The sequence below is a fragment of the Actinomadura sediminis genome, from assembly GCF_042675525.1.
GTDB lineage: Bacteria > Actinomycetota > Actinomycetes > Streptosporangiales > Streptosporangiaceae > Spirillospora > Spirillospora sediminis.
Genome location: NZ_JBHTJA010000007.1, coordinates 114,319 through 135,582, shown reverse-complemented (window position 1 = coordinate 135,582; position 21,264 = coordinate 114,319). Strand labels below are relative to the sequence as shown.

Annotated in this window: 18 protein-coding genes; 13 read left to right on the top strand and 5 right to left on the bottom strand. The window is 72.9% G+C overall.

The genetic code is table 11. The annotated features are described in order from the left end of the window. The 3 genes from ACFQ11_RS06605 to pdhA all read right to left on the bottom strand — a co-directional run. On the bottom strand, nucleotides 1–423 hold a 423-nt coding region (locus tag ACFQ11_RS06605; RefSeq protein ID WP_378296975.1), incomplete at its 3' end, for a biotin/lipoyl-containing protein. After that, on the bottom strand, nucleotides 420–1,439 hold the full coding sequence (locus tag ACFQ11_RS06600; protein WP_378296974.1) for an alpha-ketoacid dehydrogenase subunit beta: 1,020 nt from the start codon (nucleotides 1,437–1,439) through the stop codon (nucleotides 420–422). The genes ACFQ11_RS06600 and ACFQ11_RS06605, both read right to left, overlap by 4 nt. 10 nt (nucleotides 1,440–1,449) lie before the next feature. Then, entirely contained in the window at nucleotides 1,450–2,604 is a 1,155-nt protein-coding gene (pdhA, locus tag ACFQ11_RS06595; protein WP_378296973.1) for a pyruvate dehydrogenase (acetyl-transferring) E1 component subunit alpha, read from the bottom strand. Nucleotides 2,605–2,773: 169 nt separating this feature from the next. Between pdhA and ACFQ11_RS06590 the strand changes: the two genes are divergently transcribed. Next, nucleotides 2,774–3,406, top strand: a complete 633-nt coding sequence (locus tag ACFQ11_RS06590) for a GntR family transcriptional regulator (protein ID WP_378296971.1) — start codon at nucleotides 2,774–2,776, stop codon at nucleotides 3,404–3,406. Here the strand turns inward: ACFQ11_RS06590 and ACFQ11_RS06585 are convergent. Continuing rightward, entirely contained in the window at nucleotides 3,387–4,097 is a 711-nt protein-coding gene (locus ACFQ11_RS06585; protein WP_378296970.1) for a GntR family transcriptional regulator, read from the bottom strand. The genes ACFQ11_RS06590 and ACFQ11_RS06585 overlap by 20 nt on opposite strands. A gap of 95 nt (nucleotides 4,098–4,192) precedes the next feature. On the opposite strand from ACFQ11_RS06585, the gene ACFQ11_RS06580 reads away from it, so the two are divergent. The 12 genes from ACFQ11_RS06580 to ACFQ11_RS06525 all read left to right on the top strand — a co-directional run bounded on the left by ACFQ11_RS06580 (nucleotide 4,193) and on the right by ACFQ11_RS06525 (nucleotide 20,427). Further along, the gene (locus tag ACFQ11_RS06580; protein ID WP_378296969.1) at nucleotides 4,193–5,422 is read left to right on the top strand and encodes an NRAMP family divalent metal transporter; all 1,230 of its coding nucleotides are present in this window, start codon (nucleotides 4,193–4,195) and stop codon (nucleotides 5,420–5,422) included. 7 nt (nucleotides 5,423–5,429) lie between these two features. After that, nucleotides 5,430–6,038: a 5-oxoprolinase subunit B family protein gene (locus ACFQ11_RS06575; protein ID WP_378296968.1), complete on the top strand. Its 609-nt coding sequence runs from the start codon at nucleotides 5,430–5,432 to the stop codon at nucleotides 6,036–6,038. Beyond that, on the top strand, nucleotides 6,035–6,925 hold the full coding sequence (locus ACFQ11_RS06570) for a 5-oxoprolinase subunit C family protein (protein WP_378296967.1): 891 nt from the start codon (nucleotides 6,035–6,037) through the stop codon (nucleotides 6,923–6,925). Before ACFQ11_RS06575 ends, ACFQ11_RS06570 begins: the two co-directional genes overlap by 4 nt. Further along, the gene (locus ACFQ11_RS06565) at nucleotides 6,922–7,719 is read left to right on the top strand and encodes a putative hydro-lyase (protein ID WP_378296966.1); all 798 of its coding nucleotides are present in this window, start codon (nucleotides 6,922–6,924) and stop codon (nucleotides 7,717–7,719) included. The genes ACFQ11_RS06570 and ACFQ11_RS06565 overlap by 4 nt, the downstream gene beginning before the upstream one ends. Nucleotides 7,720–7,829: 110 nt before the next feature. Beyond that, a complete protein-coding gene (locus ACFQ11_RS06560) occupies nucleotides 7,830–9,200 on the top strand; it encodes a protein kinase domain-containing protein (RefSeq protein ID WP_378296965.1) in 1,371 nt (456 codons plus the stop codon). A gap of 281 nt (nucleotides 9,201–9,481) precedes the next feature. Then, the gene (locus ACFQ11_RS06555; RefSeq protein ID WP_378296963.1) at nucleotides 9,482–10,762 is read left to right on the top strand and encodes an ABC transporter substrate-binding protein; all 1,281 of its coding nucleotides are present in this window, start codon (nucleotides 9,482–9,484) and stop codon (nucleotides 10,760–10,762) included. Continuing rightward, nucleotides 10,759–11,685 carry a carbohydrate ABC transporter permease gene (locus ACFQ11_RS06550; protein WP_378296962.1) on the top strand — a complete coding sequence of 309 codons (927 nt, stop codon included), beginning with the start codon at nucleotides 10,759–10,761 and terminating at the stop codon, nucleotides 11,683–11,685. Before ACFQ11_RS06555 ends, ACFQ11_RS06550 begins: the two co-directional genes overlap by 4 nt. Beyond that, nucleotides 11,682–12,578, top strand: a complete 897-nt coding sequence (locus ACFQ11_RS06545; protein ID WP_378296961.1) for a carbohydrate ABC transporter permease — start codon at nucleotides 11,682–11,684, stop codon at nucleotides 12,576–12,578. Before ACFQ11_RS06550 ends, ACFQ11_RS06545 begins: the two co-directional genes overlap by 4 nt. Beyond that, nucleotides 12,578–14,914 (top strand): alpha-xylosidase, encoded by a 2,337-nt coding sequence (yicI, locus tag ACFQ11_RS06540; protein ID WP_378296960.1) that lies wholly within the window; start codon nucleotides 12,578–12,580, stop codon nucleotides 14,912–14,914. The genes ACFQ11_RS06545 and yicI overlap by 1 nt, the downstream gene beginning before the upstream one ends. Then, nucleotides 14,914–16,299, top strand: coding sequence for a GH1 family beta-glucosidase (locus ACFQ11_RS06535; protein WP_378296959.1), 1,386 nt, complete (start codon nucleotides 14,914–14,916; stop codon nucleotides 16,297–16,299). Before yicI ends, ACFQ11_RS06535 begins: the two co-directional genes overlap by 1 nt. Before the next feature lie 11 nt (nucleotides 16,300–16,310). Beyond that, a complete protein-coding gene (locus tag ACFQ11_RS06530; RefSeq protein WP_378296958.1) occupies nucleotides 16,311–17,318 on the top strand; it encodes a LacI family DNA-binding transcriptional regulator in 1,008 nt (335 codons plus the stop codon). Nucleotides 17,319–17,451: 133 nt separating this feature from the next. Continuing rightward, nucleotides 17,452–20,427, top strand: a complete 2,976-nt coding sequence (locus tag ACFQ11_RS06525; protein ID WP_378296956.1) for a glycoside hydrolase family 3 protein — start codon at nucleotides 17,452–17,454, stop codon at nucleotides 20,425–20,427. A 57-nt stretch (nucleotides 20,428–20,484) separates the two neighbouring features. Here the strand turns inward: ACFQ11_RS06525 and ACFQ11_RS06520 are convergent, their stop codons facing one another. Further along, the gene (locus ACFQ11_RS06520; protein ID WP_378296955.1) at nucleotides 20,485–21,114 is read right to left on the bottom strand and encodes a class I SAM-dependent methyltransferase; all 630 of its coding nucleotides are present in this window, start codon (nucleotides 21,112–21,114) and stop codon (nucleotides 20,485–20,487) included. Nucleotides 21,115–21,264: the final 150 nt, after the last annotated feature.

The window sequence follows — 21,264 nt, the reverse complement described above, 5'->3', positions numbered from 1 at the left end:
GGCGAGCGGCGACGCGGGCGGGCAGGACGCGCCCGTCCGCCGCGGCGCCGGGGCGGGAGCCTCCGGCGTCGCCGCCGGAGCGGGCGCGGCCTCCGCCTTCGGCTCGGGCGCGGCCTCGGCCTTCGGCTCGGCCTCGGTCTTCGGCTCGGGCGCGGGGGCCGCCTCCGGTGCCGCGCCGGACGACGCGCCCTTCGGCACCACGACCGCGATCGGTGCGCCGATCGCCGCCGTCTCGCCGTCCCCGACGAGGATCTTCTCGAGCACGCCGGCCTCGTAGGCCTCGTACTCCATGACCGCCTTGTCGGTCTCGATGTCCACGAGGACGTCGCCGACCGCGATCTCGTCGCCCGGCTGCTTCTGCCAGGAACTGATGACGCCCTCCTCCATCGTGTCGGAGAGGCGGGGCATGAGGATCTCGGTCATGAAGCGGTCTCCAGGGCGGCGAGCCGGCCGGTCGCGCGGAGGGTGTCGCGGGCGGCGGTGAGCAGGGACGCGGCGGACGGCAGCGCCGCCGACTCCAGGGACTTGGCGTAGGGGAGCGGCACCTCGGCCATCGCGACGCGCCGCACCGGCGCGTCCAGCCAGTCGAAGGCGCCCTCCTGGACGGTCGCGGCGATCTCGGCGCCGATGCCGTAGGTCAGCCAGTCGTCCTCGGCGACCACGGCGCAGCCCGTCCTGCGGACGGACTCCACGATCGTCGCGCGGTCCAGCGGACGCAGGCTGCGCAGGTCGACGACCTCGGCGGAGATCCCCTCGCCGGCGAGGGTCTCGGCGACCTCGGTGGCGACGCGCGCCATCCGGGAGTAGCCGATCAGCGTGATGTCGGTGCCGGGCCGGGTGACGGCCGCGCGGCCGATCTGCGCGGGCTCGACGTCCTCGACGGCGGCGGGCAGCTCGCCCTTGCTGTTGTAGAGGGCGAGGTTCTCCAGGAACAGCACCGGGTCGTCGTCGCGGATCGCGGCCTTGAGCATGGCGGACGCCTCGGCGGGCGTGCTCGGCGCGACGACCTTCAGACCCGGGATGAACGAGTAGAACAGCTCGACGTTCTGCGAATGGGTGGCGCCGAGCTGCTGCCCGCCGCCGCCCGGGGTGCGGATGACCATCGGGACGCTGGTCTGGCCGCCGAACATCCCGTAGATCTTCGCCGCGTGGTTGACGATCTGGTCGAGCGCCAGCAGCGAGAAGTTGATCGTCATGAGCTCCACGACCGGGCGCAGGCCCAGCATGGCGGCGCCGATCGCGGCGCCGACGAACCCCTCCTCGGCGATCGGGGTGTCGCGCACCCGGCGCGGCCCGAACTCCTTCAGCAGCCCCTCGGTGATCTTGTACGAGCCCTCGAAGAGCCCGATCTCCTCGCCCATCAGGAAGACGTTCTCGTCCCTGATCATCTCGGCGCGGAGCGTGTCCCGGAGGGCCTGGCGGTAGGTGACGGTTGCCATGGACGGCTCCTCAGGAACTGAATACGGGGTCCGCGGGCAGGCGGCGCAGCTCGCCCGGGACCGGGGTGGCGTAGGTGTAGTCGAACAGCGTGGAGACGTCCGGCGCCGGGCTCTCGTCGGCGAACGCCGCGGCGGCGTCGACCTCCGCGGTGACCTCGGCGTCCAGCGCGTCCCGCGCGTCGTGGGTCAGGACGCCCCGGTCGGCGAGGTCCAGCGCCATGCGGGCCAGCGGGTCGGCGGCCTTGAGGGTCTCCTTCTCCTCCTTCGACCGGTACCGGGCCGGGTCGACGACCGAGTGGCCCTTCAGCCGCGGGCTGACCGTCTCCAGCAGGTACGGGCGGCTCTCCGCGCGGGCCTTCTCGACGGCGAGCACCGCGGCGTCCCGCACGGCGACGACGTCCGTCCCGTCGACGCGCGCGGACTCCATCCGGTACGCGGCGCCGCGCTTGTACAGCTCCGGTTCGGCCGAGGAGTTCTCCACGGTGGTGCCCATGCCCAGCCCGTTGTTGATCACGACGAACACGACGGGCAGGTCCCACAGCCCGGCGATGTTCAGCGACTCGTGGAACGCGCCGATCGCGGTCGTCCCGTCGCCCATCTGGCACATGACGACGTCGTCGCCGCCCTTGTAGCCGACGGCGAGCGCCGCGCCCGTCGCGAGCGGGACCTGCCCGCCGACGATGCCGTAGCCGCCGAGCAGCCGCGCCTCCTTGTCGAACATGTGCATGGACCCGCCCCAGCCCTTGGACACGCCGGTGGAGCGGCCGTACAGCTCGGCCATCACGCGGTCGGGGCCGATGCCCTTCGCGATCGCGTAGCCGTGCTCCCGGTAGTTCGTGAACAGGTAGTCGGTGGGCCGCAGCGCCGCCATCAGCCCGACGACCGTGGCCTCCTCGCCGAGGTTCAGGTGGCAGTAGCCCCCGATCTTCGCCTCGGTGTACGCGCGCGCGGCGCGCTCCTCGAACCGGCGGATCAGCAGCATCTGCCGGTAGTAGCCGATGAGCGTCTCCGCGTCGGCGTCCGCGCCGGCGGTGCCGGACGGGACGTCCGCGTCCGGCGCGGGCGGCGCCTCGGCGGCGGTCTTGCGCCCGGACGCCTTGGCGGCGCGCGTCCTGCGGGTGCGGGCCGGGGCGGCGGTGCCGGCCGGCCTGGTCGTCTCAGCCATCGGCGACCTTCCTAACTCGGGGGTAACGCCGTAGGATCGCCACGACGCTCACCGATCATCATTGATCTATGATCGATCATATTCTACCTCGTCAAGACCTGCTTACCTCCCGCCCGGACGGTCCCCGGTCAAGCTTTACTTACCGCGCGTAGGACTACGATGCAGTACCGTGAACGCGCCCACTCCCGCCCAGTTGCTCCGCACCGGTCTCGCCGATCAGATCCGCGAGTTCATCGTGGAGGGCATCAGCGCCGGGCGCTGGGAGCCGGGGGAGCGCATCGTCGAGCGCCGCATCGCGTCCGAGCTGGGAGTCAGCCAGGGGCCGGTGCGGGAGGCGCTCCGGCAGCTCGAGGCGCAGCGGCTGATCGAGTCGCTGCCGAACCGGGGCGCGCGCGTCCGCGACTTCACCGAGCGGGACCTCGCCGAGATCTTCCCGGTGCGCGCCGGACTCGAGCGGACGGCCGTCGAGCTGGCGCTCCCGCGCATCGGCGAGCGGCTGGACGCCCTGGAGGAGCACAACCGGCGGCTCGCGGAGGCGGCGCGGGAGGGCGACCTGCATGCGCAGATGCGGCTGAGCATCGCGTTCCACCGGGAGATCGTCGAGACGGCCGGAAACCGGCTGCTGGTGTCGGTGTGGGAGGGGCTCGGCATCGAGCTGTGGACGACGCTGTCGCTGCGGCTGCACCACACCGAGATCTACTCGAAGTCGGCCGAGCACGCCGAGCTGATCGAGGCGTTCCGCCGCCGCGACCCCGAGGCGCCGCGGATGCTGCACGACCACGTCATGAACTACGCACCGTGACGTCCGGCCGCTCCTTCTCGAGGTAGGCCCGCATGAGCTGGGCCTCCGCGTCGTCGAGGTAGGACCGCAGCTCCCGTTCGGCCGCCTCGTGGTCGCCGGCCGCGAGCAGGTCGTACATCCGGCGGTTGCGGGCGAGGTACGGCTCGTGGAATTCGCGCGGCGATCCCATCTCGTGGAACACCAGGCGCATCTCGGCCATCAGGTGGCGGATCATCTCGTCCACCCGCGGGCTGCCGACGAGCGCCGCGAGGGCCTGGTGGAAGCGGATGTCGGCGGTGCCGACGTCGGGCCAGCGGCCGTCCGCGGCGGCGGCCTCGCCGTCCTCGACGGCCGCGCGGACGCGGTCGAGCGCGTCCGGTCCGGCCGCGTGGGCGCACCGGACGCCCTCGGACTCCAGGATCCGCCGTACCCGGTAGAGGTCGGAGAGCCCGTCCGCGCCGACGCGGCGGACGAACACGCCGCGGTTGAACTCGTGGACCAGGAGGCGTTCCTGGACGAGCAGCCGGAACGCCTCGCGCATCGTGTTGCGCGAGACCTTCGCGGCACGGCACAGGTCCTCTTCGGGGAGGCGGGCGCCGGGGACGAGCGCGCCGTCGGTGATCCGGTCGCGGAGCAGGTCGGCGACCCGTGCGGCGGTGCTGGAGCGGTCCAGCTCGTGGCGGGCCGCCGCGATGTCATCGAGCCACGTCACGAGATCAGCTTAGCGGAATGGGTCCACAAGGGGATTGCTGGATTGTTGAACAATCCTTACGCTTGCGGAAAGCCGCACCCCCGAAGGGCCAGACCATGACCGACTCCACCACCGTGGACGCCACCCCCGCCCCGCCGGACCGATCCCGGCGCGGCGCGGTCATCGGCGCCATGTTCCTGATGGCCACCAGCGCCATCGGCCCCGGTTTCATCACCCAGACGACCGTCTTCACCGCCCAGCTCGGCGCCGCGATGGCGTTCGCGATCGTCGTGTCCGTACTGGTGGACATCGCGATCCAGCTCAACGTGTGGCGCGTCGTCGGGGTCTCCGGCAGGCGCGCCCAGGACCTCGGCAACCGCGTCGTGCCCGGCGGCGGCTACGCCCTGGCGGCCCTGGACGTCTTCGGCGGCCTCGTGTTCAACATCGGCAACATCGCCGGGACGGCGCTCGGGCTGAACGCGCTGTTCGGCCTGGACGTAAAGATCGGCGGAGCGGTGTCGGCGCTCGTCGCCATCGCCATCTTCCTGAGCAAGCGCGCGGGGATCGCGATGGACCGGATCGTCGTCGTGCTCGGCGGCGTGATGATCCTGATGACGCTGTACGTCGCGATCGTGTCCGACCCGCCGCTCGGGGACGCCCTGGTGCAGGCCGCCGCCCCCGAGGAGATCGACTTCCTCATCATCACCACGCTGATCGGCGGGACCGTCGGCGGGTACATCACGTACGCGGGCGCGCACCGGATGATCGAGTCCGGGATCACCGGGCCGGAGCACGTCTCGCGCATCAACCGGAGCGCGATCACCGGCATCCTGGTCACCGCCCTGATGCGGGTGCTGCTGTTCCTCGCGGTGCTCGGCGTCGTCGCGGGCGGCGCGAAGCTCGCGGAGGCGAACCCGGCGCCGTCGGCGTTCGAGCACGCCGCCGGGGAGGCGGGACTGCGGGTGTTCGGCCTGATCATGTGGTCGGCCGCCATCACCTCGGTGATCGGCGCGTCGTACACGTCGGTGTCGTTCCTGGTGTCGTTCTCGTCCTTCATCGAGAAGCACCGCAACCGGATCGTGGTCGCGTTCATCGCCGTGTCCACCGTGATCTACCTGCTGCTCGGCACCGCCCCGGCGAAGCTGCTGGTCCTGGCGGGCGCGCTCAACGGGCTGATCCTGCCGTTCGGGCTGGCGGTCGTGCTGTGGGTCGCGGCGCGGCGCCGCGACCTCCTCGGCGGCTACCGGTTCCCGAAGTGGCTGCTCGTGCTGGGCGTCGCCGCCTGGCTGCTGTCCCTGTACCTCGGCTGGAACGCGCTGTCCGGCCTCGACGAGCTCTGGGGGTGAGGCGCGGGTGCGGATCCTGCCGAGCGGCGACGCCGCCCTCCTGGTCGAACTCCCCGGCCCGCCGGAGACGATGGCCCTGTACGCGGCGCTGGCCGAGCGCCCGCCGCCCGGCGTCGCCGACATCGTCCCGGCGGCCCGCACCCTCACGCTCCTGCTCGACCCCGCCGCGAACCCGGCCGCCGTCGCCCACGCCGTGCGCACCGCGCGTCCCGGCGCGGCGGCCGGGACCGGCGGCACCGTGGAGATCCCCGTGACCTACGACGGCCCCGACCTGCCCGAGGTCGCCCGGCTGACCGGCCTGACGCCCCGCGAGGTCGTCGCCGCGCACACCGCCGCGTCCTGGCGGGTCGCGTTCACCGGGTTCGCGCCCGGGTTCGGCTACCTCGACGGCGGCGACCCCCGGCTGGACGTCCCGCGCCGCGCGACCCCGCGGGTGCGCGTCCCCGCGGGGGCGGTCGGGCTCGCCGGGCGGTACAGCGGCGTCTACCCGGCCGAGTCGCCCGGCGGCTGGCAGCTCATCGGGTCCGCCCGGGTCCCGCTGTGGGACCTCGACCGCGATCCGCCCGCGCTGCTGCGGCCCGGCGTGCACGTGCGGTTCGTCGAGGCGGCCCCGTGAAGCGGCTCCTGGACGTCCTCGCCACCGGCCCGCTCGCCACCGTGCAGGACCTCGGCCGCCGGGGGCACGCGGCGCTCGGCGTCGGGACGTCCGGGGCCGCCGACCCCGCGTCCCTGCGGCTCGCGAACCGGGCGCTCGGCAACCCCGAGGGCGCCGCCGCGATCGAGGTCACCCTCGGGGGCCTGCGGGTCCGCTGCCGCGGCGGCGTGTTCGCGGCCGTCACCGGCGCCCCGGCCCCGCTCGTCCTGGACGGCCGCGCCGCCCCGCCGAACGCCGTCCTGCACGTCCCGGACGGCGCCGAGCTGCGGCTCGGCGCGCCGCCGTCCGGGCTGCGCAGCTACCTCGCGGTCCGCGGCGGCGTCGACGTCCCGCCGGTCCTCGGGTCCCGCGCCACCGACACGCTGTCGGGACTCGGCCCGGCGCCGCTGGAACCCGGCGTCGTCCTGCCCGTCGGGCCGCCCCCGGACGCCCCGCCGCTGCTGGACGTCCTGCCCGTCCCGCCGCCGCCCGCCGGGACGGTCGAGCTGCGCGCCGTCCCCGGCCCCCGGGACGACCGGTTCGTCCCCGGCGCCCTCGACGCGCTGTTCACCGGGACGTTCGAGGTCACCAGCGAGACCGACCGCGTCGGGATGCGGCTCGACGGCCCGCGTTTGAACCACGCGGAACGGGGCGAACTACCCAGCGAGGGAATGGTGACGGGGGCGCTGCAGGTCCCGCCGTCCGGCCGTCCCGTGCTGTTCCTCGCCGACCATCCGCTGACCGGCGGCTACCCGGTCGTCGCCGTCGTCGCCGCCGCCGACGTGGGGCGCGCCGCCCAGGCCCGCCCCGGGCAGCGGCTCCGCTTCCGTCCCGTCCCCGCGCCGGACCTCAGGAAGGCACCTCCATGACCCAGACCGTCCCCCTCGACCCGGGGGCGCTGACCCCCGATCAGGCCCGCGCGCTGTTCCGCGCCGGGCTCCGCGTCCCCACCGCCGGCTGGTGCACGGGGCGGACGCAGGCGAACCTCATCGCCGTCCCCCGCGACCAGGCGTACGACCTGCTGCTGTTCGCCCAGCGCAACCCGAAGCCGTGCCCGCTGCTGGAGGTCACCGACCCCGGCGCCGTCTCCGCCCCGATCTTCCCCGGCGACCTGCGCACCGACCTGCCCGGCTACATCGTGTACGAGCACGGCGAGCCGGTCGCCGAGGTCACCGACGTCACCGAGTACTGGCGCGGCGACCTCGTCTCCTTCCTCATCGGTTGCAGCTTCACGTTCGAGGCGGCCCTCGCCGACGCCGGGGTCCCGATCCGGCACGTCGAGCAGGGCGTGAACGTCCCGATGTACCGGACGAACCGGACCTGCCGGCGCGCGGGCGAGTTCGGCGGCCCGCTCGTCGTGTCGATGCGCCCGGTGCCCGCCGCCCAGGTCGCCGACGCCGTCCGCGTCACCGCCCGCTACCCGTCCGTCCACGGGGCGCCGGTGCACGTCGGCGACCCGCTCGAACTCGGCATCACCGACCTCGGCCGCCCCGACTACGGCGATCCCGTCGAGGTCCGGGTGGACGAGGTCCCGGTGTTCTGGGCGTGCGGCGTCACCCCCCAGGCCGCCGTGGCGGCGTCCCGGCCGAAGTTCGCGATCGGCCACGCCCCCGGGCACATGGCGATCACCGACGCCCGCGACACCCACCACCTCGTCCCCTGACCCGGCCCCCGATCCGCGCCGCCGTCTCGGCGGCACCGGCACTCGCGGTCCGCCTCCGCCGAGCCCGCCGCCCCGACCAGGGACGATCGCGGCCGGCATAGGCTGCGGGCATGCCGGAGACCGTCGGCCCGGGCGACCTGCCGGGGGAGCGCTACCGCATCGAGGCGCTCCTCGGCAGCGGCGGCATGGCCACCGTCTGGCGCGCCCACGACCTGGTCCTGGACCGTCCGGTCGCCGTCAAGGTGCCCCGCGACGGGTGGCCGGAGGAGTTCACCCGGCGGCTGCGGCAGGAGGCGCAGGCCGCCGCCGGGCTCGCCCACCCGAACATCACCGGCGTCCACGACTACGGCGAGCACCGCGGCGTCCCGTACGTCGTGATGGAACTGCTCGACGGGGAGTCCCTCGCCGACCGGCTGGCGCGCGGCCCGCTGCCGTGGCGGGAGGCGGCCGCCGTGTGCGCGATGATCGCGGACGCCCTCGCCGCCGCCCACGCCGCCGGCGTCGTCCACCGCGACATCAAGCCCGCGAACGTCTTCCTGACGCCGGTCGCCGTGAAGGTCCTCGACTTCGGCATCGCCTTCACCGGACCGGACCCCGGGGGCGGGCCGGTCCTCGGCACCCCCGCCTACACCGCCCCCGAGCTCCCGGCCGGCGCGCCGCCGTCCCCGGCCGCGGACGTCTTCTCGCTCGGCATCGTGCTCCGGCAGGCGCTCACCGGCGGCCCGCCCGAGGCCGCGGACCTGCCCGCCGACGTGCCCGGCGACGTGCCCGGCGACCTAGCCGCGCTGTGCCGCCGGTGCACCGACCCGCGCCCCGGCGCCCGTCCCGGCGCGGCGGAGGCGGCGCGCGCGCTCGCCGGGTTCGCGGGCGTCCGGCTCCCGCGCGCGATGCCGGACGATCCGGACCCCGCCCCGGTCCCGCCGCCGGGACCGGGACGGCACGACCGGACCCGCGTCCTCGACGACCCGCTCCCGGACCCGGGGCCCGCCACTCCGGCGGACGCCGACGGGCCCGCGACGTCCCGCGGGCCGCTGGTCGTCGCGGACGCCGTCGCGGGCGCGGCGGTGCTGTGCGCGGTGCTGGTGGCGGTGCTGTCGCCGGACGAGCCGCCGGCGGGCGCGCCGTCGGCGGGGACGGGCGGGGAGCCGCCGGCCGCCGCGCGGGGCGCGGCGTGCGAGGTCGCGTACCGGGTCGACGGGACGTGGCCGGAGGGATTCCAGGCGACGGTGCGGATCACCAACCTCGACGACGGCCCGATCGACGGCTGGCGGCTCGGGTTCGAGCTGCCGGACGGGCAGTCCGTCACGCAGCTGTGGAACGGGACGCCCGTGCAGGACGGCTCCGCCGTGACGGTCACGCCCGCGGACTGGAACCGCTCGATCCCGCCGGGCGGCACGGTCGAGTTCGGCTTCCTCGGGAGCGGCGCGGGGGGAGCCGGGACGCCCGAGGGGTTCGTGCTGAACGGCGCGCGCTGCCGCTGAGGTCCGCCGAACTGGGAGCGCTCCCAGAAAGTTCGCCCAGGTCACGAGCGTGATCCGGAAATTGACGCGGCACGAACTATTGTGCGGCCCCGGCCCCCGGGGCTAGCATCCCCGCAATCGAAGCGCTTCGACGCCGCTTAATCGAAACGCTTCGATTGAGCGGCACCTCCCGATGGCACGACCCGACCCACGACACCCCTCGAACGTCCCCCGGAACTCCGACACCCGGAACTCCGGCACCCGGACCCCGACTCCGTTCCACCCCCGGAGGAACATCCATGATGAAGGCAGGCAGGGGCGCGGCCCTGCTCGCGGCGGTGGCCGCGAGCGCCCTCGCGCTCGCGGGCTGCGGCGGCGGCGACGCCGAGTCCGACCCGAACGTCCTCAGGCTCTGGCACTACGAGTCCCCCGACAGCGCCATGGGCGTCGCGTGGGACGCGGCGATCAAGGAGTTCGAGAAGACCCACCCGGGCGTCGAGGTCGAGTTCGAGGAGAAGGGCTTCGAGCAGATCCAGAAGACCGCCTCGATGGTCCTGAACTCCGACGACGCCCCCGACATCATGGAGTACAACAAGGGCAACGCCACCGCCGGGCAGCTCTCGAGCCAGGGCCTGCTGGCCGACCTGACGGCCGAGGTCCGGGAGCGCGGCTGGGACAAGCTGATCAGCCCGAACGTCGCCGTCACCGCCAAGTACGACGACAAGGGCGTCATGGGCGGCGACAAGTGGTTCGGCGTCCCGAACTACGCCGAGTACGTCATGGTCTATTACAACAAGGAGCTGTTCGAGAAGCACGGCGTCGAGGTCCCGGCCACGATGGCCGAGTTCACCGAGGCGCTCGACGCGTTCGTCGCCAAGGGCGTCACGCCGCTGACCAACGCGGGCGCCGAGTACATGGCGCACCAGTTCGTCTACCAGCACGCGCTCTCGCGGGCCGACCGCACCTGGATCGACAACCTGCAGCGCTACACCGGCCCGGTGAGCTTCACCGACCCGGCGTGGACGCACGGCGCGACCACGTTCCAGGAGTGGGTCGAGAAGGGCTACGTCGACAAGAACACCGTCGGGCAGAAGGCCGAGGAGGCCGGGGTCGCCTTCATGAAGGGCGAGTACCCGATGATGTTCTCCGGTAGCTGGTGGTTCGGCCGCGTCAACGCGGAGTCGAAGTTCGACTGGGGCACGTTCGTGTGGCCGGAGGCCAAGTTCACGCTCGGTTCCAGCGGCAACCTGTGGGTCGTCCCGGAGAGCTCCGAGAACAAGGAACTCGCCTACGACTTCATCAACATCACGCTGCAGAAGCACATCCAGAACCAGCTCGGCAACGCGGGCGGCATCCCGATCGCGGCCGACCCGGCCGCGATCACCGACGAGAAGTCCAAGCAGCTCATCGCGGACTTCAACGAGCTGGCCGAGGGCGACAAGCTCGCCTACTACCCGGACTGGCCGGTGGCGGGCTTCTACGACGCCCTGGTCGCGCAGACGCAGCGGATCATGAACGGCGAGGACCCGAAGGAGGCCCTCTCCACCCTGCAGACCACCTATGAGGACGGCCTGCCGGAATGAGCGGACGGACGTCCGGGCGGGCCGGCGGCCTCGGCGGCCGGCTCGCCTACCTCCCCTACCTGCTGCCCGGGCTGCTGCTGTTCACCGGCGTCATCGGGGTCCCGTTCCTGATGAACATCGGGACCAGCTTCACCGAGTGGTCGGGAGTCGGCAGCCCCGAGTGGGTGGGCCTGGAGAACTACAAGGAGCTGATGGGGGACGAGCGGTTCTGGTCCTCCTTCCGCAACAACGTCCTCGTGATCGTCGGGATGGCGATCGTGCCGACGGTGATCGGGCTGGTGCTCGCCGGCGCGCTGACCGACCTGATCGACCGGCACTTCGGGTCCCGCACCGCGGCCGTCCTGCGCGCCTGCATCTACCTGCCGCAGGTGCTGCCGGTCGTCATCGCGGGCGTGGTGTGGAGCTGGCTGCTCGCCCCCGACGACGGCGCGGTCAACGCGCTGCTGGAGGCCGTGGGCCTCGGCTCCCTCGCGCAGAACTGGCTCGGCGACCCGGACACGGCGCTGTGGTCCGTCCTGGCCGTCATGGTCTGGACGCAGATCGGGTTCCCGCTCGTGATCTTCATGTCCGGCCTGCAGCGGGTCGACCCGTCGCTGTACGAGGCGGCGGAGATCGACGGCGCGTCGTGGGCCCGCCGGTTCTGGCACGTCACGGTGCCGCAGATCCGCCCGGAGATCTTCGTGGTGCTGCTGTGGACGACGATCGCCGCGCTGAAGGCGTTCCCGCAGATCTTCGTCCTCACCAAGGGCGGTCCGGGCGGCTCGACCAACGTGCCGTCCTACTACTCCTACGTCAGCTTCTTCGAGAAGCAGGACGTGGGTTACGGCTCGGCGATCGCGACCGTGCTGACCCTCGTGATCGTCGCGCTGACCGTGGTGTTCCTGCGGGCGCAGGGACGCGAGCTGGAAGGGGAGGACCGGTGACCGCGACGCTCACCAAGCGCACCCGCACGCCGGCCCGGGACCGTCCGGACGCGCCCGCCCGCCGGCGCCGCCGCCGCGGCCCGGCCGCCTACGCGGTGCTGGTCGCGCTGATCGCGATGGCGGGGATCATGCTGATCCCGTTCGTCGTCGTGCTGTTCAACGCCCTGAAGACCCCGCAGGAGTACTCGGCCAACGGCCCCCTGGCACCGCCGGACGGCATCTACCTGGACGGCGTCCGCGCGTTCTGGGAACGGACCGACTTCGGGCAGGTGCTGGTCAACAGCGCCGTGATCAGCGGGTCGGTGGCGGTCCTCGCGGTTCTGCTGTCCGTCCTGAACGCGTACGCGCTCGGCATCGGCCGCATCAAGGGCCGCATGTGGGTGCTGGTCCTGCTGCTCCTGGCGAACACGCTGCCGCAGGAGGCGCTGGTCTACCCGCTGTACTACCTGTCCAAGGAGTTCGGCCTCTACGACACCCGCATCGCGGTGATCATCGTGTTCACGGTGATCCAGAGCGCGTTCGGCACCTACCTGCTGTCGTCGGTGCTGTCGGCGTTCCCGCGCCCGCTGCTGGAGGCCGCCCGCATCGACGGCGCCGGCCGGTTCCAGATCCTGTGGCGGGTCGTGGTCCCGGTGATCCGGCCGACGCTGCTGGTGCTGATGGTCTTCTTCTTCGTGTGGACCTGGAACGAGTTCCTGATCCCCATGGTCTTCCTGATCTCCAACGACAACCAGACGGTCTCGGTCGCGCTCGGCGTCCTGCAGGGCCAGCGGATGATGGACGCCACGATGTCCAGCGCCGCCTCGCTGCTCGGCCTGCTCCCGACCGTCGTCTTCTTCCTCATCTTCCAGCGCACGCTCTCGCGCGGACTCACGGCAGGAGCAGTCAAGTAATGAAGTTCAGCGACGGCTACTGGATGATGCGCGAAGGTGTGCACGCGAGTCATCCGGTGGAGGTCCTCGACGTCGACGCCGGACCGGACTCGCTCACCGTGCACGCGCCCGTCCAGCGGATCCGGCACCGCGGCGACCTGCTCAAGGGCCCGGTGGTGACGGTGACGGCGTCGTCGCCGATGCCGGACGTCATCGGCGTGACGCTCACGCACTTCGCGGGGGAGCGCGACCGCGGCCCCGCGTTCGAGCTGGCGGACGCTTCGCCCGACGTGGTGGTGGACGCCCCCGAGGGCGGGGACGCGGCGACGCTGACGTCCGGCGCGCTCACCGTGCGGGTCCGGCGGGACGGGACGTGGGGCGTCGACTTCCTCGCGGACGGGCGCCGGCTCACCGGCAGCGCACCGAAGGCCGCCGCGATCATCGAGACGGACGAGCGCTGGCCGGCGGGCGCGCGGCACTACGTCCGCGAGCAGCTCGACCTCGGCGTCGGCCACGTCGTGTACGGGCTCGGCGAGCGGTTCGGGCCGCTGGTGAAGAACGGGCAGTCGGTGGACGCGTGGAACGCCGACGGCGGCACCGCGAGCGAGCAGGCCTACAAGAACGCGCCGTTCTACCTGACGAACGCGGGCTACGGGGTGTTCGTCGACCACCCGGGGCGCGTGTCGTTCGAGGTGGCGTCGGAGGTCGTGACGCGGACGTCGTTCAGCGTCGAGGGCCAGTCGATGCGGTACTTCGTCATCTACGGCCCGACGCCCCGCGAGATCCTGCGCAAGTACACGGCGCTGACGGGACGCCCGGCGAAGCTGCCCGACTGGTCGTTCGGGCTCTGGCTGTCGACGTCGTTCACGACGTCCTACGACGAGGCGACCGTCACGTCGTTCATCGACGGGATGGCCGAGCGCGACCTGCCGCTCAGCGTGTTCCACTTCGACTGCTTCTGGATGCGCGAGTTCCAGTGGTGCGACTTCGAGTGGGACCCGCGCGTGTTCCCCGATCCGCCGGGGATGCTGCGGCGGCTGAAGGAGCGCGGCCTCAAGATCTGCGTGTGGATCAACCCGTACATCGGGCAGCGGTCGCCGCTGTTCGAGGAGGGCCGCGCGAACGGCTACCTGCTGACGCGCCCGAACGGCGACGTGTGGCAGTGGGACAAGTGGCAGCCGGGCCTCGCGGTCGTCGACTTCACCAACCCCGAGGCCCGCGAATGGTACACGGCGAAGCTCGACGCGCTCCTGGAGATGGGCGTCGACTGCTTCAAGACCGACTTCGGCGAGCGGATCCCCACGGACGTCGTGTACCACGACGGGTCCGACCCGGAGCGCGCGCACAACTACTACGCGTACCTCTACAACAAGACCGTGTTCGAGTTGCTGCAGAAGAGGCGCGGTGAGGACGAGGCGGTGGTGTTCGCCCGGTCCGCCACGGTGGGCGGCCAGCGGTTCCCGGTGCACTGGGGCGGCGACTGCGAGTCGACGTTCGAGGCGATGGGGGAGAGCCTGCGGGGCGGCCTGTCCCTCGGCATGTCCGGGTTCGGCTACTGGAGCCACGACATCGGCGGGTTCGAGGGCACGCCCGACCCGGCGCTGTTCAAGCGGTGGATCGCGTTCGGGATGCTGTCGTCGCACAGCCGCCTGCACGGCAGCCGCTCCTACCGGGTGCCGTGGCTGTTCGACGAGGAGTCGGTCGACGTCCTGCGCACCTTCACGAAGCTGAAGATGCGGCTGATGCCGTACCTGGCGGGGGCCGCGCGGCAGGCGTACGAGGAGGGCGCGCCGATGATGCGCGCGATGGTCGTGGAGTTCCCGGACGACCCCGCGTGCACGCACCTCGAACGCCAGTACATGCTCGGCGACGACCTGCTCGTCGCCCCCGTGTTCTCGCAGGACGGGACGGTCGCGTACTACGTGCCGGACGGCGTGTGGACGCACTACGCGACGGGCGAGCGGGTCGCGGGCGGCCGCTGGGTGCGGGAGACGCACGGGTTCGGCAGCGTCCCGCTGCTGGTGCGCCCCGGCGCGGTGGTCCCCGAGGGCGCGGTCGACGACCGTCCGGACTACGACCACGCGGACGGCGTCACGCTGCGCGTGTACGAACCCCGCACCGGCATCGGGGACGGGGCGCGGGTCGTCACGAGGGTCGGGGACGCGACGTTCACCACCGCGCGCGACGGCTCGGCCGTCCGCGTGACGGCCGCGGGCGCGGGGGCGTGGAACGTGCTGCTCGTGAACGCGCGCGCCGCCGCGGTGCGGGGCGGTACGGCCGCCGGGCACCCGGGGGGCGTGCTCGTCGAGGCGTCCGGGGACGAAGTCGTCATCACGCTGGAAGAAGGGCAGGACTGATGGGGTTTCCCGATGGGTTCCTCTGGGGCACGGCCACGGCGTCCTACCAGATCGAGGGGGCGGCGGCCGAGGACGGCCGCGCGCCGTCCATCTGGGACACCTTCAGCCGCACCCCCGGCAAGGTGCTGAACGGGGACACCGGCGACGTCGCCACCGACCACTACCACCGGTGGCGCGAGGACGTCGCGGCCATGGCCCGGCTCGGCGTCGGCGCGTACCGGTTCTCGATCTCCTGGTCGCGCGTCATGCCCGGCGGCGAGCCGAACGCGAAGGGGATCGGCTTCTACTCCCGGCTGGTCGACGAACTCCTCGACCACGGCATCGCGCCGGTCGCGACCCTCTACCACTGGGACCTCCCGCAGGAGCTCGAGGACGCCGGCGGCTGGCCCGCCCGCGACACCGCGCTCCGCTTCCACGACTACGCCGAGATGATCGGCGCGGCCCTCGGCGACCGCGTCCACACCTGGACGACGCTGAACGAACCGTGGTGCTCGGCGTTCCTCGGCTACGCGTCCGGCGTGCACGCCCCGGGCCGCACCGACCCCGTGGACGCGCTGAAAGCCGCGCACCACCTCAACCTGGCGCACGGGCTGGCGAACTCGGCCCTGCGCCGGGTCGCGTCCGGGCGGCACTCCGTCACCCTGAACCTGCACCACCTGCGCGGCGAGGACGAGGCCGTCCGGCGCGTCGACGCGGTGTCGAACCGGGTGTTCCTCGACCCGATGCTCGGCCGCGGCTACCCGGGCGACCTCCTGGCCGACACCGCGGGCCTGACCGACTGGTCGTTCGTCCGCGACGGCGACGAGGCGACGATCGCCGCGCCCCTCGACGTCCTCGGCGTCAACTACTACTCGCCGACGCTCGTCCGGACCTGGGACGGGACGTCGCCGCGCGAGCACGCCGACGGGCACCGGCGGGGCGCGGCGACGCCGTTCGTCGGCTGCGAGGAGATCGAATTCGCCGGGCAGCCGGGCCCGTACACCGCGATGGGCTGGCCGATCGACGCGACCGGGATGACGGAGCTGCTCCTGCGGCTGCACCGCGAGTACCCGGGCACGCCGCTGATGGTGACCGAGAACGGGGCCGCGTTCGACGACGAGGTCGACGCGGAGGGCGCCGTCCGGGACGCGCGCCGCGTCGCGTACCTGCGCGACCACATCGCCGCCGTCGGGCGCGCGATCGACGAGGGCGCGGACGTCCGCGGCTACTTCGCCTGGTCGCTGCTCGACAATTTCGAGTGGGCCTACGGCTACGCGAAGCGTTTCGGCCTGATCCACGTCGACTACCCGACGGGCGAGCGCACGTGGAAGGACAGCGCCTTCTGGTATCGCGACGCGATCGCGTCGCACGGGGCTACGATCGACGCTCCCCGGTCGGCGGAGTGACGGGACGGCCCGTGGTCAAGATCACCGATGTGGCGCGGCACGCGGGCGTGTCGCCGAGCACCGTCTCCTACGTGCTGAGCGGCAAGCGCTCGATCTCGGAGGAGACCCGGCTGCGCGTCCGCGCGAGCATCCGGGAGCTCGGCTACCGCCCGCACGCCGGCGCCCGCGCCCTCGCCAGCAGCCGCTCCAACGTCGTCGCGCTGATGCTCCCGCTGCGCAGCGGCGTCGCGGTGCCCGTCGTGATGCGGTTCGCGACGTCGGTCGTCACCGCCGCGCGGCGGCACGACCACGACGTCCTGCTGCTCACCCAGGAGGAGGGCGAGGACGGGCTGCGCCGCGTCGCCGACAGCGCGCTCGTCGACGCCCTCATCGTCATGGACGTCCAGATGCGGGACCCGCGGGTGCCGCTGCTGCGGTCGCTCGACCGGCCGAGCGTGCTCATCGGGTTCCCCGCCGACGCCGACGACCTGACCTGCATCGACCTCGACTTCCACGCGGCGGGCGCGGCCTGTGCCCGGCACCTGGCGGCGCTCGGGCACCGCGAGGTCGCGATGATCGGCTCCCCGCCCGAGGTGTACGAGCGGGAGACGGGCTTCGCGCGGCGGGTCACCGAGGGGTTCGGTGAGGCGGTCCGCGAGCACGGCATGACCGGGGGCGTCCACCCCTGCGAGGCGAGCGCGGACGCGGCGAAGGACCTGGTCGGGCGGCTGCTGCGGGAACGCCCGGGCCTCACCGGGATCCTCGTCCACAACGAGCAGGTCGTCGACACGGTCGTCCGGGCGCTGCGCGCGGAGGGCCGCCGCGTGCCCGCGGACGTGTCGGTCGTCGCGATCTGCCCGGACGAGTTGGCCGAGCACGCCGAGACGCCGCTGTCGTCCGTCGCGATCCCCGCCGAGGAGGTCGGCGGGCGGGCCGTCGAGCTGCTGATGGCCAAGCTCGACGGCGAGCCCGTCCCGGCGGCGACGCTGCTGCCGCCGGCCCTGACCCCGCGCGCCAGCACCGCCCCCGCCCCCCGCTGACCGGCCCGTCCCGACCGTCCCGCGGCCACCGTCCGACCGCCCGTCCACCGAGGAGAGGGGGCCTTCCCGGCGCTCATCATCGAAGCGCTTCGACAGTTCGATCATCGGGGGCGAGTTCACCCAAGGAGCAAGGTTGAAGCTCAGCCGAAGCAGACCCCGTTCCCCCGGCCGGCGCAGCCGGTCGCTGACCCTCGCGCTGGCCGCCGCGCTCGCGGCGCCGCTCGTCCACGTCGCCCCGGCGGCCGCGCGCGACACCCTCCCGTTCCGCGACCCCGACCTTCCCGTGGCCGCCCGCGTCGACGACCTGCTCGGCCGGCTCACGCTCGACGAGAAGCTCGGCCTGCTGCACCAGTACCAGGCGCCCGTCCCGCGCCTGGGCATCGGCCGGTTCAAGACCGGGACCGAGGCGCTGCACGGGCTCGCCTGGACCACCGACGTCCACGCGGGCGGCGCCGTCCGCACCGCGAAGGCGACCGTGTTCCCGCAGTCCGTCGGCCTCGGCGCCACCTGGGACCCGGCGCTGATGAAGGAGATCGGCTCCGTCGTCGGCGACGAGGCGCGCGGCTACAACAGCGAGAACCCCGACGTCTGGGGCCTGCAACTGTGGGCGCCGGTCGTGAACCTGCTGCGCGACCCGCGCTGGGGCCGCAACGAGGAGGGCTACTCCGAGGACCCGCTGCTCACCGGCCTGCTCGCGACCGCCTACGGCCGGGGCATGCGCGGCGACGACCCGAACCGCCTCAAGACTGCGCCCGTCCTCAAGCACTACCTGGCGAACAACAACGAGTACAAGCGGACCGAGACGTCCTCCTCCCTGCGACCGCGCACCAAGAAGGAGTACTACGAGGTCCCGTTCCGGATCCCGATCTCCAACGACGCGGTCACCGGCGTCATGACGGCGTACAACAAGGTGAACGGCCGTCCCGCGACGGTCACGCCGGACGCCGCCGGGCTCATCCGGTCGTGGACGGACGAGACGCTGTTCAACGTCACCGACGCGGGCGGCCCGAACAACCTGATCGGCTCGCAGAACTACTTCGACGACCTGCCGACGGCGAACGCCGCCACGCTCAAGGCGGGCGTGGACAGCTTCACGGTCGACGACACGAACTCGGCCAAGACGATCGAGTCGATCAAGACGGCCCTCGACCGCGGCCTGCTCACCGAGGCGGACGTCGACGAGGCCGCCGGCCACATCCTGAACATCCGGGTGCGGCTCGGCGAGTTCGACCCGGACGGCGGCCCGCACGCCGGCATCGGCATGGAGGTCGTGAACAGCCCCGAGCACCGCGCGCTGGCCCGCGAGGCCGCCGTGGAGCAGATGGTGCTGCTCAAGAACGAGAAGAAGACGCTGCCCGTCGACTCCGGCGACAAGGTCGCCGTCGTCGGGCCGCTCTCCGACACCCTCTACACCGACTGGTACTCCGGCGCCCTCCCGTACGAGGTCACCCCGGTGGACGGCGTCCGCGCCCGCGCCGGCGCGGAGAACGTCACCACCAGCGAGGGCGTCGACCGCATCGCGCTCAAGGACGTCCGGACCGGCGAGTACGTCGCGGGCGGCACCGGCGCCGACGGCGCCGTCCTCAAGACCGGCCCGACCGCCCCGGACGCCACCGCCCAGTTCGACGTCTTCGACTGGGGCCAGGGGATCGTCACGCTGCGCAGCGTCGCGAACGGCAAGACGGTGGGCCGCCACAACTGGGGTTCGAACTTCTCCAACAGCCAGGCGCAGCCGAACGGCTGGTTCGTCCAGCAGATGTTCGAGCTGGAGGAGCAGCCCGGCGGCACCGTGCTGCTGCGCTACGCCGGTTACGAGAACCCGGCCGACCCGTACGTGCGGGTGCTGGACGACGGCACGCTCGCGCTCGCTTCCAAGGCCGACGCGACCCCGCTCGCCAAGGAGGTCGTCAGCAGCGGCACCGAGTCCGCGGTACGGGCCGCGAAGCAGGCGGACACCGCCGTCGTCGTGGTCGGCAGCATGCCGTTCATCAACGGCCGCGAGGACCACGACCGCACCACGATGGACCTCGCCGAGGGGCAGGTCGAACTGGTCGAGGCCGTCCGGAAGGCGAACCCGAACACGGTCGTCGTCGTGGAGAACAGCTACCCGACCACGCTGCCCTGGGCGGAGTCCGGTGCCCCGGCGATCCTGTGGACGAGCCACGCCGGCGCGGAGACGGGCAACGCGCTCGCCGACGTCCTGTTCGGCGACGAGAACCCGTCCGGCAAGCTGCCGCAGACCTGGTACCGGTCCGAGGAGCAGCTCCCGAGCATCCTCGACTACGACATCATCGAGCACGACCGCACGTACCAGTACTTCGAGGGCGACCCCCTGTACGAGTTCGGGTACGGGCTCTCCTACACGACGTTCCGCTACGGCGAGCCGGAGCTGAGCCGTCGCTCGATGGGCGCCGACGGCACGATCGAGGTCACCGTCCCGGTCACCAACACCGGGAAGCGCGCGGGCGAAGAGGTCGTCCAGCTCTACACGCGCCAGCGGAAGTCCCGCGTGAAGCAGCCGGAGAAGGAGCTGCGCGACTTCGCCAAGGTCGAGATCGCGCCGGGGCGGACGGAGCGGGTGAAGCTGGAGATCAAGGCGTCCGATCTGGCGTTCTGGGACGTCACGCGGAACACGTGGACGGTCGAGCGCGCCGACCACGACGTCCTGATCGGCTCGTCCTCGGACGACGTCCGGCAGCGGGCGAAGATCGGTGTCCGGGGCGAGCGGATCCCGGCCCGGGACCTGTCCGCGCCGACCCGCGCCGCCGACTTCGACGACCACGACGGCGTCGTCCTGGCCGACGAGACCAAGGCGGACGGCGACGTCGTCGCCGGCGCCGCGGGCGCCTGGATCGCGTTCGAGGACGCCCACCTCGGCCGCGGCGCCGGGCGGATCACCGCCCGCGTCGCGGGCACCGCCGCGACCACGATCGAGGTGCGGCTCGGCGCGCCGGACGGCCGCCGCGCCGGCACCCTCGACGTCCCGGCCACCGGCGGCGTCTACGCCTACCGGGAGATCACCGCCGACCTGCGGCACGCCCGCGGCCGCCAGGACGTCTACCTGGTGTTCGGCGGCGAGACCCGGCTGAGCGAGTTCACCCTGAAGTAGCCCGCCCGCGGGGGACCGCACGGGCCCGCCCCGGCCGCGCCGGGGCGGGCCCGTCCGTCATTCCGCGCGTCGTCCCCTGCGGCGGACGGCGATGACGTTGTCGAGGAGGACGCCGCTCTCCCCGTCGGGGCCGGTGGCCTCGCGTTCGTGGACGCCGCACCGCTCGGTCGTCCACGCGGACGCGTCGAGCGCGAGCCCGGCGAACGTCTCGTCGGCCGTGGGGAACCGGTGGTCGTGGTGTTTCGACCACGGCGGCGCGGCGGCGTGCTCGACGATCAGCAGCAGCCCGCCCGGCGCGACCGCGGCGGCCGCCGAGCGCAGGATCGCGGCGCGGTCCCACTCCAGCGGGGACTGGAGGAACTGCGCCGACACCAGGTCGTACGAGCCGTCCGGGAAGTCGCGGCCCAGGTCGTGCCGCCGGAACTCGACGCGCGGCGCGACGCCGGCGTCCTCGGCGTGCGCCGCGGCGCGGTCGAGGGCGACGGTGGAGACGTCCACGGCCGTCACGGTCCAGCCGCGGCGCGCGAGCCAGACCGCGTCGGCGCCCTCGCCGCAGCCGAGGTCGAGGGCGGTGCCGGGCTCCAGCGGCTCGACGACGCTCACCATCACGGGGTTCGGGTTGCCGCTCCACACCCGGTCGCGGGCGCGGTAGTGCTCCTCCCAGAACTCCTCGGTCTCGTTGCTCATCGGGGTACCTCCTGTCGGTGCGGTCCCCGCATCCTCGGCGACGCGCGCACATGAACGCAAAATCGTTTGCCGGTTCGGCAAGCGGCGTCCGATTCGGCCTCGTTCGCGAAATCCGCGACGCGCATTGGCGCATTCTGGATGCGTTATGTG